Origin of the sequence: Paramicrobacterium humi, from assembly GCF_900105715.1 — a bacterium.
GTDB classification, from domain to species: domain Bacteria; phylum Actinomycetota; class Actinomycetes; order Actinomycetales; family Microbacteriaceae; genus Paramicrobacterium; species Paramicrobacterium humi.
The window spans coordinates 1,355,799-1,369,352 of the sequence record NZ_FNRY01000001.1 but is presented as its reverse complement, the minus strand read 5'-3'; the positions used below and the strand labels follow the sequence as shown (position 1 = coordinate 1,369,352).

Genomic DNA, 13,554 nt, shown 5'->3' with positions numbered 1-13,554 from the left:
GAGGAAGCAGACATGACAGCGTTCAAGCCGGTCCGAAGACGGGCGTATGGCGAGCAAGTCACCGAGCACCTGCGGGATTCCATCGTCAGCGGCGAACTGCCGCGAGGCCAACGACTCGTCGAAGAGCAGCTGGCCGAGCAGTTCGGGGTCAGCCGCGGTCCGATCAGGGACGCGCTGCGGCGGCTCGAGATCGAGAGCCTCGTCGAATCGCGCGGGAACGGCACATACGTGATCGGCATCGATGTGCGTGACATCGACGAGTTGTACTCACTGCGAGAGGCGATCGAACTGCTCGCCGCTGATCTTGCGCTGAGCAATGTCGGGGGCGACGGGTGGGGCGAGATGGCGGCTTGCGTCGAGACGCTCGAGAATGCGGCGGATGCGCGAGACGGTGATGGTTTCGCTGCGGCCGACATCCAGTTCCACAACTTGATCTACGCGCTCTCCGGCCACCGCCGCCTCGCGGACGTCTGGCGCCAGTACTCGCCGATACTCGGCACGCTGCTGCGCACCACCGTGCACGTGGAGCTCGACCTTCACGAATCGGCCGGGAAGCACCGCACGCTGCTGGAGCTCATGAAGACTGGAGACGGCCAGGCGGTCGCCAAGGAGCTTCGTGAACACTTGGAAGGATCGCACCAGCTCATGCTGGCCGCTCATCGACGAGCCAAAGGGGAATGAGGATGACGACGCTCAAGCAGGTCCTGACCGCCGATACGCTCGCATACGGGGTGTGGAGCGGTCTCGACGACCCCATCGCCGCGGAGATCACCGGCCGATCGGGATTCGACTTTGTCGTGGTCGACCTCCAGCACGGCTTCGCAAGCATGGCGTCGGCACCTGCCATCATGAACGCCTTGGAGCACACACCTTCGGCCCCGGTGATCCGGGTTCCGTGGAACACTCCGGACCTGCTGATGCGCGCGCTCGACCTCGGGGCGGAGGGCGTCATCGTACCGATGGTGAGCACTGCCGCCGAGGCGCGGCAAGCGGTCACCGCCTGCCGGTACGCTCCCGCCGGGAACCGAAGCTGGGGGCCGCTGTGGACCACGGCACGACGGCACCTGGTCGACGTAGCCGAAGGCGATGAGAAGGCTACCTGCATCGCCATGATCGAGACGGCAGAGGGCTACGCGAACATCGACGAGATCGTGCGGGTCGAAGGCCTCACCGCGGTTTACGTGGGGCCAAACGACCTGGCCCTGAGCATGGGGTTCGGTCGGGTGCGCTTCCCGGAGTCGCCAGACCTCCAGAATGTGATCGAACGAATCGTCGACGTAGCGCATGCAGGCGGAATCGCCGTCGGGGTGGATTGCAACGGCACGCCCGAAATCGGGCACTGGCGAGACTACGGCGTCGATTTCGTCATCTCGCACACCGACACCACCCTGCTCGTGGAGTCCTCGGAGGCTGCGGCGCGAGCCGCGCGCGGCTGAGCCGGATCAGCCTTGTCGGGGTCGTGAAGCGCCGAGCGAGTACTCAGGCGCCGGATGCCCCGGAATGGTCGGCGGCCCGAACGATCTCCTCCACGAATCGCTGGATCGCGACGCTTCCCGGATCGGCCTGCCCGACTGACCGCTCCTGCTGCCACGCCGCCCTGCCTCGCTTCGACTTCAGCTGAGCCGTCTCGTCGACGGTCGTCTTCGCCACGTCGGCGATGCGGTCAAGGGCGCTGCCGTGCTCGAGTGCGCTGGCGACAGCATCCAGCACGTCAAGAAGCGTCTTGTCCCCGACCTGTGCCCCGCCACGCTCGGCGATTCGATCGGTGACTGCGCGGAGCAACGGCGCAATGCGCGCTCCGATCAGGTCTTCTTCGGGCGCGAACGACTCTGCCGCACCGATGAGCCCGCTGCCCACGAGCGCGGCGAACGTCGACGGGTTCGCTCCCGAGAACGCGAGGCCAATCGATGACAGGATGCTGCGAGCATCGACATCTTCAGGCAGGTCCTCCAGAACGTCGACGACGGCCTCACTGCCCGAGGTCACCGTGATGCCCAGGTCCCCGTCGCCGAGCGCGGCATCGAGGTCGCGGAGCTCTTCCTTGTGCGCGGACATACGCGGCAGGGCCGCGAGCAGTACGGCGCGCAGCGCGCTCGGGTGCCCCATGCGCCCGATCTCGACGCCGCTCGAGCTCTCGTTGCTCGCGTCGATCACCGTGGGTGCCACGTCGATGTCCGCGACCTCACCCTGTTTGAAGAAGGGTGAAGCGGCCGGATCGTTGAGCAGCTCTTCGAGCTCGTCGTCGAGCTGCATGATCGAGAGCGAGGCTCCGGCCATCTCGAGGCTTGTGACGTACTCGCCGATGAGCCGGTAAGCGATGCTCACGCCGCGGTCGGCGAGCACGCGGTGCACGCGCCTGTACACGACGTACAGTTCCTCGAGCGGCGTCGCACCGAGCCCGTTGACGAGCACGGCGACCCGTGCGCCTTCGGTGAGGTCGAGCTCGGTGTCGAGCTGTGCAAGGAAGCGGTCCGTGATCTCGTCTGCTGACTCGAGGGGGCCTCTGTGCGTCCCCTTCTCACCGTGGATCCCCACGCCGATCTCCATTTCGCCCTCGTCAAGGGTGAATGTCTCTTCGCCTGCGGCGGGCAGCACCGTTGGCGACAGCCCGACCCCCATGGTCCTCGTGGCGGCGACCGCCTTGCGGGCGATGCGTTCAACGTCGTCGAGCGAATAGAGCCGCTCCGCGGCGGCCCCGGCCACCTTGTACACGAGCACGAGTCCCGCGACGCCACGCCTCGTGTTCTCCTGCCCTGCGGGAGCAGACTCGATGTCGTCAGTGCCGAGGACCGTGCGTACGTCGATGCCCGAGGAGCGGCACAGGTCGGCTGACATGTCGAAGTTGTAGACGTCGCCGCCGTAGTTGCCGTACAGATAGAGCAGGCCGGCTCCCGCCGAGACGGCGACGGATGCCGCGTGGATCTGCGCCGAGGAGGGAGAGGAGAAGACGTTTCCGACGGCGACGGCGGAGCACAGGCCTTTGCCGACGTAACCGAGGAAGAACGGCAGGTGTCCCGAGCCTCCGCCCGTCACGATTCCGACGCGTCCAGGAGCGGGAGCGTCGGCGCGCACGATCGCGCGGTTGTCGCGCGTCGCGGAGCGCAACTGGTTTCCGTGCGCGAGAAGTACGCCGTCGAGAACTTCGTCAACAAATTGATCGGCCGAGTTGATGATCTTTCGCATTCGCACACTCCATTGTCGTGATCGACGCCCGATTCGGTCCGTCATTTCTGGGCGCGAACGCTCGAGCGCATCATTCATCGTCGACGCTGCACGGAAGCTCCGAATACCAGGACACCTTCACCGGCTCGACCGTGGCCGCGGCGCCGTTACTCTCGCGACATTACAGCACGTTACGTTCGCGCTGGCGCAGCGCGAACGAGCGCGCTTTGATCATCACGTGACCACTTCCGCGACGCCCCCTGCTTCCACCGTGACGGCCGATGCTCCCCAGCTGAAGTCGGTTCGCGCTCGCGGGTCGTGGCGTGGGCACATGACGACCGATGTCAGCATCCGGGATTTCTCGTTCCATATCGACGAGCCCGAACCGGTCGGCGGCACGAATTCGGCACCGACGCCGATGGAGTTCATCGCGGGCGCCCTCAACGGCTGTATCACCGTCGTCGTCGAGACCGTCGCAGCCGAACTCGACATTCACCTCGACGGCATCGAGACCGCCTCGCATGCGCACATGGATGTGCGCGGCTTCCGCGGCACCGCCGACGTGTCGCCGCATTACACCGACTACGCTCTGTCGATCGAGATCCGCACCGATGCGACGGCAGAGCAGCGTGGCGAACTCGTGCGGCAGAGCGAGAAGCGATGCCCCGCCATCAACCTCGTCCGCGATGCTGGTGTCCCCCTCACGATCGATTGGCGCTACGAGCCGAGCACGAACGGCGCCTCATGACCGCAGCAGGCCTCTGGACCATCGGGCTCGCTCTCGCCTACACGGCCGCGCTCGTGATTGTCGGCCGGATGCTGCAACGGCGCGCCGTGCTTTCCGGGGCGGGTGGCGCCGGCTTCTTCGTCGGCGGTCGCAGCTTCAGCAAGTGGACCGTCGCGTTCTGCATCACCGGGCTGTTCTCCGGCTCGTCGTTCATCTCGATCCTCGAACTCAGCTACCGAACGGGCATCTCAGCAATCTGGTACGGCGTCGCCGAGAGCGTGCAGGTTATCCTCATCGCCCTGCTGCTCGTGAAGCCGCTTCGCGAACGACTCGTCGTGACCGTCACGGGAATCATCGGGGAGCGCTTCGGCCGTCTCGCGCAGGGCATCGCGGGCGCGATCACGGCGTTCACGTTCCCGATGTGGTCGGTCGCGACGGCGATCGCGTTCGCGTCGGCACTGCACGCGTTCACCGACCTGTCGATCTACGCCGCGATCGGCGTGACGGCCGTGCTCCTGCTGTTCTTCCTCTGGGCGGGCGGGATGCGCGCCGTCGCGTTCACGCAGACGATGAACTGCGTCGTCTTCCTGGCCATGCTCGTCGTCGGAGTCATCGCGTTCCTCGTGAACCCGGGCATCGCCGGCCTGGCCGAACTTGCACAGAGCAGGCCAGAGATGGTCGACCCGACGAGCGCGGGCGTCACCCTCATCGCCGCATGGTTCGGCACGTTCGTCGTCAACGTGCTGCTCGCGCAGGCTGCATTCCAGATGAGCTTGTCGTGCCGCACTCCCGAAGAGGGGCAGAAGGGACTGTTCCTCGCCGCCGGGCTCGGCATGCCGCTCATCATTCTCGGCGTCGTGCTCGGCACGGCAGCGGCGGTCGTCGTGCCGAATGCTGCGCTGCCGCTCGTCGCGACGCCAACCTACATCGCCGAAGTTCTGCCGGCGCCGCTCACCGGAGTGTTCTTCCTCGGCATCTGGGCGTGCGCTCTCGGCTGGGCCGGTCCCTGCCAGTTCTCGGGCGCGACGAGCCTCGGCCGAGACGTGGGCCGGGCGATTCGCCCGAGCGCGAGCGAAGCCGACCTCGTGCGGTATACGCGCTGGTCGCTTGTCGTGCTCACGGCGCTCATGATCGGGTTCGCCTTCTTGCGCACCGAGCAGGCCGCATGGTGGAACGTTCTCGCCTGGACGTTGCGCAACGGTGCGACGCTTGCTCCTGTGCTCGCCGCATTCTTCTGGCCACTCGCCACACGGCGGGCCGCCATCCCGGCTATGGTCGCGGGCTTCGGCTCCGGACTGCTCTGGTACCACCTCGGCGCCTGGTCGCCGGCGGCGTTCTTCCTCGGCATCCATCCCGTGTGGGTTGGCATGTCGGTGAATGTCGTCGTCATGATCGCACTCACCCTCGCGAGCACCCGCTGGACATGGACGACGGATGCCGCCCGGCGCCGCCGCGGCATGAGCTTCGCCATCGCGACTGCTGTGGCCGCCGCGATCACGATTCCCGCGGCGCCGTGGCTCCACGCACTCGGCCTGTCGGGCCTGGTCTACTTCGCGCTGCTCGCACTCGCCTCGACCACCGTCTTCTTCTGGACGGTCCCGGCCGAGCAACAGCACGAGCCCGCGAGCGACTCCGATGGATCGCCCGAGGAGCTCACGGCCAGCTCCGACGTTTCCCCGTGACCCGCACCAGACAGGTTCGTACGTGGGCTGTGCTGGCAGATCAGCACTGAACCTGCGAAGCGCAGACGATCACGGGCTCTGACGACTCCGGGTGGTCACGAAAACCGCGCAGAATCTTGAATGACGGATGCCGCGACGCGCGCCTCCACGCGGCCGAAGCATCCGCTTCCCGACGACAACCCCCTTGCGGTCTCGCCTCCCCGTGGGCTGAGCTGGGTGCTGCCGTGATTCCGCAGCTCAGGGGAGAGGCCCGTGCCCGACTTTCCACATCTCATCGAGGCCGCGGGCCGCATCGTCGACGCCACGGGCGTCGCCGTGCTGGCCGCCATCGTGCTGATTCGAACGTTCCTGAGCTGGTCCCTCGAGCTTGAGATCACGGGCCGCTGGCCGTGGCAGAAAGAGCGCGAACCCGAGACGCAGGAGCCGTCCCCGGCAGAGTGATCCGGTGCGTCAGCGCGCAACGCCGACGGCGCTCAGACTGTCGGTCAGCTCGCTGAGGGAGATCTGCGCGCCCGTGCCGCCAGGGCGCGTCACCGAGTGCGAGCCCGCGAGCGTCGCCCACGCGAGCCGCTCCTGCTCATCCTCGATTCCGTGCGCCATCGCCGCGATGTAGCCGGCGTTGAAGCTGTCGCCGGCGCCGGTGGTGTCGACGACCTCGACGTCGGGCACGGCCGCGACGTGGATGCTGCCGTCCGGCATCGCGAGCAGGCCGCCCTCGGAGCCGCGCTTGACGAGAACGCGGGGGCCGAGCGCGGCGAGCTGGCGAGCGATGTCCTCGTCGGAGCCGGCGGGGTCGTCGGCGTAGCCGGCGCCGACCGCGCGCAGCTCCTGACGGTTCGGCATGAAGTGGGTGATGCGCGGCAGCACCTCGTCAAGGCCGACCCACTGTTCGCTCGGGTCCCAGTTGGTGTCGACGCTCGTGCTGATCCCGACGGCGCGGAGCTCGTCGAGCAGGTCGGGCAGTCCCGCCGAGAGCTCGGGGAGCAGGAAGTACGACGAGAAGTGAACGTGAGCCGGCGTCGTGCGTGCGACGGCGCCGCGGACGGCGTCGATGGACAGCGTCGGGATCACGCCGGGGAAGGTCAGGATGGACCGGTCGTCGGGCTGCGAGAGGATGACGGAGATGCCCGTCGCCCCGGCGGACGTGCGCAGCACTTGCGACGTGTCGATGCCGCACTTGTCGAGGAATCGCTCCGTCTGCTTCCCGAAGTAGTCGGTGCCCACGGTGGCGAGCAGCCCCGTGTCGACCTCGAGCCGGGCGAGGCCGGCCGCGACGATCGAGGCGCTGCCGCCGAGCACGAGCTCGGCGGACGACAGCAGCTGCTCCGCTTGGCCGAAGCGCGGGCTCACGTCCCCTCGCAGAATGAAGTCGGGGTTCGCGTCTCCGACGACGAGTGTGTGCACGCGCATTATCCTTTCAGTCCGGAGAACGTCATTGTTTGGATGAATTGCTTCTGGGCGATCAGGAAGAACACGACGAGCGGGATGACGGCGACGACGTTTCCCGCCATCAGGAGCCCCCACTCGGTCTGCCGTGTTCCCTGGAAGTTGGCGATGCCGAGCTGGATCGTGAACGCGCCCGGGTCGTTGATCGCGATGAGCGGCCAGATGAGGTCGTTCCACGCGCTCAGCAGAGTGAAGATCGCGAGCGTCGCGAGAGCGGGCCGGGCGAGCGGCAGCACGATGCGGAAGAAGATCCCCCAGCGGGAGCATCCGTCGAGCATGCCGGCCTCTTCGAGCTCCACGGGCAGGCTCAGGAAGAACTGCCGCATGAGGAAGATGCCGAACGCCGAGGCGAGCCATGGCACGATCGCGGCGCCGAGGGTGTTGATGAGCCCGATCTTCGAGAAGAGGATATAGGTCGGGATCATGAGCAGCTGCGTCGGCAGCATGATCGTTGCGACGATCATGAGGAACCCGACGTTGCGGCCCCTGAATCGCAGCCGGGCGAAGCCGTAGCCGGCGAGCGAGCACAGCACGATGTGCGCGAGGATCGCGGCCGCCGAGACGATTATCGAGTTGACGAGCCACTGCAGCACGTTCGTCGTGGCGAACAGCTTCGCGAAGTTGTCGAACGTGAGTGTCGACGGGAAGAACGGCGGCGGGAACGTCACGAGCTCGGCGGAGGGCGAGAGCGCCGCGAGGATCATCTGCACGAACGGGATGACGAAGATGAGAGCGATCGGCGCGAGCACGAAGTGCCACCCGCTGATGCGGCGTCGGCGGCGGCGCCCGGCGGGGACCGGCTCGGCGTGCGGAACGACGCCGATGGCGTTTTGCGTGGCGACCATGTCAGAAAGCCTCCGTCTTGCTGCGCCGTGAATACACGACGACGCCGAGGGTGATGATCAGGGTCAGGGCGAAGAGCGCGTACGCGCTGGCCGACCCGTAGCCGAACTCGAGTCCCTTGAAGGCGCGCTCCCAGACGAAGTACACGATCGTCTTCGTCGAGTCGAGCGGGCCGCCCTTCGTCGTCGTGAAGACGAGGTCGAAGAGCTTGATGGCCTCAATCATCTGCCAGATCGTGACGAAGACCGTGACGGGAGCGAGCTGCGGCCAGACGACCCGCCAGAACGTCTGCCACCGGTTGGCGCCGTCGATGCGGGCGGCCTCGATCAGGTCGTTCGGGATGTCCTGCAGCGCGGCGAGGTAGATGACCGTCGTGAACGCGGCCTGGCCCCACAGCGACATGATCGCGATGACGACCATCGCCTGCGACGGGTCCTCGAGCCACCGCTGCTGCGGCAGCCCGATCACGCGCAGGACGTTGTTGACGACGCCGAACTGCGGGCTGAACAGATAGGTGGTCAGGATGCCGGTGGCCGCGGCGGACGCGACGAACGGCACGAAGATCGCGGTGCGGTAGATGCCGATGAAGCGGATGCGGCGGTTGAGGGCGACGGCGAGGAACAGGCCCGCGAGCACGGACGAGGGCACGAACAGCACCGTGTAGAACAGCGTGTGCATGACCGAGTCCCAGAACTCGGGATCGCCGAACAGCCGCGCGTAGTTGTCACCGCCGAGGAACGTGGGATCGGTGAAGCCGTCCCACTCCTGCAGCGACAGGATGAACGCCCACACCGCGGGGAAGATCGACAGGCCAAGCACGACGAGAGTCGCGGGCCCGACGAACGACCAGCCCAGGAAGAGCGATCCCTTGGGGCGGCCGGGAGCCCCGCCTCGCGAGGCTCCCGGTGCGACCAGCATCCGCGTCTGGCTCATTTACTTCGAAGCTCCGAGCTTCTTGTTGGACTTCTCGGCCGCGGCCTTGAGCGCGTCAGCGGGGTCGCCCTGACCCTGGAGCACGCTCGAGATCGCGCCGCCGATCGCCTCGGAGAGGTTCACGTAGCCCGGCACGGTGGGCCGCGCCTTGACGGCGTTCTCGTTGTTCGCGGCCATGACGTCGAGGCCCGGGTACTCGGCGGCCTGCTTCGCGAACGCGTCGGACGACACCTCGCTCGAGCGCAGCGGCAGGTTGCCGATCGCGACGTTCCAGCGCACGTCCTGCTCGGCGCTCGTGAGCCATTCGATGAACTGGTACGCCCAGTACTCGCGGTTCTTGTCCTTATGGTCGAACAGCGCCCAGATGTCAGGGCCGGAGACCGTCTGGTGGTCGCCGTCGGTTCCGGGCAGGACCGTGACGCCGTAGTCGGTGCCCGCCGCCTTCAGGTCGTAGAGCTGCCACGGCCCCGAGGTGATCATGCCGATGCGATCGCTCGCGAACAGCTGACCGAACTTCGTGTCAGTCTGATCGAGGTAGACGCTCTTGTCGGTGACGGCCATGTCCTGGAGGAACGTGAGCGCGGTGACGCCGGCGTCGGAGTCGAAGGCGGCCTTCGACTGGTCATCGGTGAGGATCGAGCCGCCGTTCTGCCACAAGTGGGGCCAGAACTGCCACGTCGTCTCCTCGGATCCCGAGACGGAGTAGCCGTACCCGTAGGTGTTGCTCGCGGGATCGGTCAGCTTCTTCGCGGCCTCGCGGAAGTCGCTCCAGTCCCAGCTCTCGTCGGGGTAGTCGAGCCCGGCCTTGTCGAAGAGGGTCTTGTTGTAGATGAGGGAGAGGTTGTCGACGATGGCGGGGAAGCCGATCGTCTTCTCGCCCGTCGGCTGCACCGTCGCGCGGGCGGCCTCGGAGAACTCGTCCCATTTCACGTCAGGCTCGCTCACCTGATCGGTGATGTCGAGCGTGCGTCCGGAGGCCTCGAGCTGGCTCGCCCACGCGCCGAAGGCGTAGGAGATGTCGGGGTAGCTGTTTCCCGCGAAGCCCGCGGACAGCTTCTGCAGGAGCTGCTCGGTCGACGAGGCGCCGGCCGACAGGTCGATCGTGACGTTCGGGTGCTCGTCTTCGAACTCGCTCGCGAGCTTCTTGATGTAGTCCTGCGCCTCATCGGTCTGACCCGACCACATCGTGATCGTGACCTTGGCGTCTTTGTCGAGCGTCGTCGCGCCCTGGCCGCCGCTGCAGCCCGACAGGGCCAGTGCTCCGACGGCGGCTAGCGCGGCGGATATTCGGATGGAGCGCTTGAGCTGTGTATGGGGGGACATTTGGGGACCCTTTCGACTTCTCCATTGAAGGAAGCGGGAGTCATTCCAGGTGAGCGGATGCTTCCCGTCACAGCGAACATCGCATAACCTGTGTGTTCGAGCAATCGTTCAGTCAGAAAAGCGATTGCTTCGCGCACTTTTGCTGATCGTTTCGACGAGGAGACACGCATGAACCGCACGGCACCGAACGACGTCCGCCTCAAAGACTGGCGGCCACGCAGCATGGTCGTCGTGCCCGAGACCGCCGTCGAGCGGGCTCACACCCCGTGCATCGACGTGCACAACCACCTCGGCACGTGGCTCGGCGACGGCGCGTGGATGGCTCCGGACGTCGCCGCGCTCCTGCAGGTCATGGACGACTGCGGCGTCGAGGCGATCGTCAATCTCGACGGCCGCTGGGGAGACGAGCTCGAGGCGAACCTCGAGCGGTACGACCGCGCCCACCCGGAGCGCTTCGTGACGTTCTGCCACCTCGACTGGCGCGTCCTCGCGGAGGACGGCGGCGAGCGCGCCCTGCGCGAGTCGCTCGAGGACAGCGCACGGCGCGGCGCGCGCGGGCTCAAGGTGTGGAAGGACCTCGGGCTCGGCATCCGGGACGCGACGGGTGCTCTCATCGCGCCGGATGACGAGCGCGTCATTCGACTGCTGGGCCACGCCGCCGACCTGGGGATGCCGATCCTCATGCACACGGGCGACCCGCGCGCGTTCTTCGAGCCGCTCGACGAGCGCAATGAGCGGCTCGACGAGCTCGGGGAGCGCCCGGACTGGTGGTTCGGCGACCGAACGCGCTACCCGAGCTTCGACGAGCTCCTGGCCGCGCACGCCCGCGTGGTTCTCGCACTGCCGCACGCGCGCATCATCGGCGCGCACGTCGGCAACTGCGCCGAGAACCTCGACACGGTCGAGCGGCTGCTCGAGGCGGCGCCGAACTACGTGATCGACACGGGCGGTCGCCTCGCCGAGCTCGGTCGCGCCCCGCGCCGCTTCGCGAAGCTCGTCGAGCGCTTTCCCGATCGGGTGCTGTTCGGCACCGACGCGTTCCCCGTCACGCGAGAGGCGTATCGGCTGAACTTCCGGTTCTTCGAGACCGACGACGAGGCGTTCTCGTACGCGCCGGAGGAGGAGGTCCCGCCGCAGGGTCGCTGGCTGGTCTCCGCGGCGGGGCTGCGACCGGAGCTGCTCGAGGGCTTCTACCGCGGGAACGCCCGGCGCGTGCTGGGGTGCTGAATCCGGTTACGGCTTCACGACGTGCACGCGCACGCCGAGGCGCTCGATGCGCGCGAGCTCTTGCGGGTCGGCGCCGTCGTCGGTGACGAGATCGGAGACCTCGCTCAGGTCGGCCACGCGGGCGAGGCGGACTTCGCCGAACTTCGTGCTGTCGGCGACGACGACCACGCGGCCGGCGTGCGTGACCATGGAGCGGTTGGCGCGCGCCTCGGTGTCGTCGAACGTCGTGAGCCCGTTGGCCGCAGTGATGCCGTCGGCGCCGATGACCGTCATCGCGACATTGATCGCGTTGAGCGCGCCCTCGGCGAGGGTGCCGACGAGTTCGAACGAACTGGGCCGGATGACACCGCCGGTCATGACGACCTTGACCTTGCTGCGCGACGCGAGCTCGTACGCCGTGGTGAGCGAGTTCGTCACGATCGTGAGTTCGGTGCGGGCGGTGAGGTTGCGGGCGACCTCGGCGGCCGTGCTTCCGCCGCCGATCGCGATGGCCTGCCGGCCGCGCGGGATGAGCTCGGCCGCCTTGCGGGCGATGGCGATCTTGGCGTCGCGCTCGGTCGCGTCGCGGTACCGCACCGGCAGCTCCGCGTTCAGATCGGTGGACTGGGCGCCGCCGTGGGTGCGCGTGAGGAAGCCCTGGGACTCGAGGAGCGCGAGGTCGCGGCGGATCGTGGCGGGCGAGGCGCCGAGCGTGTCGGTGAGTTCCGTGAGCGAGACCACTCCCCCGTCGGCGAGGGCGGAGAGGATCGCGGTGAGACGCGACGACCGCTTCGCGGAGGCGACGAGAGGTTGGCTGCCGGAGGAGATCACAGGGCTCATGCACTCAGTTGACCACAAAACCGCTCACACCGCTCACAAATAATGAGTGATTCGCGACTCTGAGTGACCGCACGGTCACAATGGCCCTATGACACGAGTGACCTTCATCGGCGCAGGCAGCGTCGTGTTCACCAAGCAGCTTCTCAACGACCTGCTGCGCTTTCCCGAGTTCGATCGTCTCGAGATCGCGCTGCACGACATCGACCCCGAGCGGCTGCGCGTCGCGGAGGCGACCGCCCGGTACGTGTCGCGGCGCCTGAACGCGAATGCGCGCGTCACGGCATCCGCCGATCGGAGAACGGCCCTCGAGGGTGCGGATTTCGTGATCAACATGATCCAAGTGGGCGGGATCGACGGCACGCGGGCGGACCTTGAGATTCCCGCGCGGCACGGGCTGCTGCAGACGATCGGTGACACGACCGGCGTCGGCGGCGTGTTCCGCGGGCTGCGCACGTTCCCGGTGCTCACGCAGATCCTCACCGACATGCGCGAGGTGTGCCCGAACGCGTACTTCCTCAACTACACGAACCCCATGACGATGAACGTGTGGTGGGCGAACCGGGTCGCGCCCGAGATCCGCACGGTGGGCCTGTGCCACAGCGTGTACTGGACCGCACACGACCTCGCCGAGCTCCTCGGTCTCGACGTCGCCGAGACGCGGTTCCGTGCCGCTGGACTCAACCACCAGTCCTGGATGCTGGAATGGACGCACAACGGCGAGAGCCTGTACCCGCGGCTCGCGCAGAAGATCGCCGACGAGCCCGAGCTGCAGCGCCGGGTGCGCGCCGAGATCTTCACGCGGGTCGGCTACTACCCGACCGAGACGAGCGAGCACTCCGCCGAGTACCTGTCGTGGTTCCTGCGCTCGGAGTCGCAGCGTGAGAGGTTCCGGCTGCAGCCGCTCGAGTACCTCGGGATCAGCGAGGAGAACGTGGCCGAGTTCGAGCACACGCGCGCCGCGCTCGATGCCGGTCAGGACATCGAGCTCGCCGACGAGGCGACGGAGTACGCGCCGCAGCTCATCCACTCGATCGTGACGAACACGCGGCGCGAGATCCACGCGAACCTGCCGAACGCGGGCCTCATCAGCAACCTGCCGGAGGCGGAGGTCGTCGAGGTGCCGTGCGTCGTCGACGGCGAGGGGCTGCACCCCGTCGCCATGGGCGAGCTGCCCGTCGAGTGCGTGACGGTCAACCGTCCCTACGCCGCGGTCGCGGGTGCGGCCGTCGAGGCGGCGTGGCGCGAGGACCCGACGCTCGTGCGCCAGGCGCTGCTCGCCGATCCGAACGCGACCTCAAGCGTGACGCCGGAGACGCTGTGGCAGATCTGCAACGAGCTCACCGACGCGCACGCCCGGTATCTGCCGGAGGCGCTGCGCGTTCACGTTTGAGG

General features: G+C 67.4%; 13 protein-coding genes and 1 pseudogene. 8 read left to right on the top strand and 6 right to left on the bottom strand.

Annotated elements, in window-relative coordinates:
- The first annotated feature begins 12 nt into the window (after positions 1-12).
- Both BLV49_RS06865 and BLV49_RS06860 read left to right on the top strand, forming a co-directional pair.
- On the top strand, positions 13-681 hold the full coding sequence (locus BLV49_RS06865; protein WP_176980752.1) for a GntR family transcriptional regulator: 669 nt from the start codon (positions 13-15) through the stop codon (positions 679-681).
- A gap of 2 nt (positions 682-683) precedes the next feature.
- Positions 684-1,436, top strand: coding sequence for an HpcH/HpaI aldolase family protein (locus BLV49_RS06860; RefSeq protein WP_176980751.1), 753 nt, complete (start codon positions 684-686; stop codon positions 1,434-1,436).
- A gap of 43 nt (positions 1,437-1,479) precedes the next feature.
- Here BLV49_RS06860 and BLV49_RS06855 read toward each other — a convergent pair whose 3' ends face one another.
- A complete protein-coding gene (locus BLV49_RS06855) occupies positions 1,480-3,183 on the bottom strand; it encodes a dihydroxyacetone kinase family protein (protein ID WP_091181811.1) in 1,704 nt (567 codons plus the stop codon).
- Positions 3,184-3,200: 17 nt separating this feature from the next.
- On the opposite strand from BLV49_RS06855, the gene BLV49_RS16715 reads away from it, so the two are divergent.
- The 4 genes and pseudogenes from BLV49_RS16715 to BLV49_RS06840 form a co-directional block, all read left to right on the top strand.
- Positions 3,201-3,404, top strand: coding sequence for a hypothetical protein (locus BLV49_RS16715; protein ID WP_143033988.1), 204 nt, complete (start codon positions 3,201-3,203; stop codon positions 3,402-3,404).
- An 89-nt stretch (positions 3,405-3,493) separates the two neighbouring features.
- On the top strand, positions 3,494-3,910 hold the full coding sequence (locus BLV49_RS06850; RefSeq protein WP_091181808.1) for an OsmC family protein: 417 nt from the start codon (positions 3,494-3,496) through the stop codon (positions 3,908-3,910).
- A complete protein-coding gene (locus tag BLV49_RS06845) occupies positions 3,907-5,571 on the top strand; it encodes a sodium:solute symporter family protein (RefSeq protein WP_091181805.1) in 1,665 nt (554 codons plus the stop codon). The genes BLV49_RS06850 and BLV49_RS06845 overlap by 4 nt, the downstream gene beginning before the upstream one ends.
- Before the next feature lie 309 nt (positions 5,572-5,880).
- Positions 5,881-6,012: pseudogene (locus tag BLV49_RS06840) on the top strand (DUF1622 domain-containing protein); the annotation flags it as partial.
- Between the two features lie 9 nt (positions 6,013-6,021).
- On the opposite strand, the gene BLV49_RS06835 reads toward BLV49_RS06840, so the two are convergent.
- From BLV49_RS06835 to BLV49_RS06820, 4 genes are read right to left on the bottom strand one after another with little or no spacing between them, the layout of a single operon-like run.
- Positions 6,022-6,981 (bottom strand): carbohydrate kinase family protein, encoded by a 960-nt coding sequence (locus BLV49_RS06835; RefSeq protein WP_091181800.1) that lies wholly within the window; start codon positions 6,979-6,981, stop codon positions 6,022-6,024.
- Positions 6,981-7,862, bottom strand: a complete 882-nt coding sequence (locus BLV49_RS06830) for a carbohydrate ABC transporter permease (RefSeq protein ID WP_091181796.1) — start codon at positions 7,860-7,862, stop codon at positions 6,981-6,983. The genes BLV49_RS06835 and BLV49_RS06830 overlap by 1 nt, the downstream gene beginning before the upstream one ends.
- Before the next feature lies 1 nt (position 7,863).
- Complete coding sequence (locus BLV49_RS06825; protein ID WP_091181793.1) at positions 7,864-8,793, bottom strand: carbohydrate ABC transporter permease; 930 nt, start codon at positions 8,791-8,793, stop codon at positions 7,864-7,866.
- Positions 8,794-10,116 carry an ABC transporter substrate-binding protein gene (locus BLV49_RS06820; protein WP_091181790.1) on the bottom strand — a complete coding sequence of 441 codons (1,323 nt, stop codon included), beginning with the start codon at positions 10,114-10,116 and terminating at the stop codon, positions 8,794-8,796.
- A 168-nt stretch (positions 10,117-10,284) separates the two neighbouring features.
- Here BLV49_RS06820 and BLV49_RS06815 point away from each other — a divergent pair, with 168 nt between their 5' ends.
- A complete protein-coding gene (locus BLV49_RS06815) occupies positions 10,285-11,343 on the top strand; it encodes an amidohydrolase family protein (RefSeq protein WP_091181787.1) in 1,059 nt (352 codons plus the stop codon).
- A gap of 6 nt (positions 11,344-11,349) precedes the next feature.
- On the opposite strand, the gene BLV49_RS06810 is transcribed toward BLV49_RS06815, so the two are convergent.
- Positions 11,350-12,162 (bottom strand): DeoR/GlpR family DNA-binding transcription regulator, encoded by an 813-nt coding sequence (locus BLV49_RS06810; protein WP_091181784.1) that lies wholly within the window; start codon positions 12,160-12,162, stop codon positions 11,350-11,352.
- A gap of 88 nt (positions 12,163-12,250) precedes the next feature.
- Between BLV49_RS06810 and melA the strand changes: the two genes are divergently transcribed.
- A complete protein-coding gene (gene melA / locus BLV49_RS06805; protein ID WP_091181783.1) occupies positions 12,251-13,552 on the top strand; it encodes an alpha-galactosidase in 1,302 nt (433 codons plus the stop codon).
- Positions 13,553-13,554 lie beyond the last annotated feature (2 nt).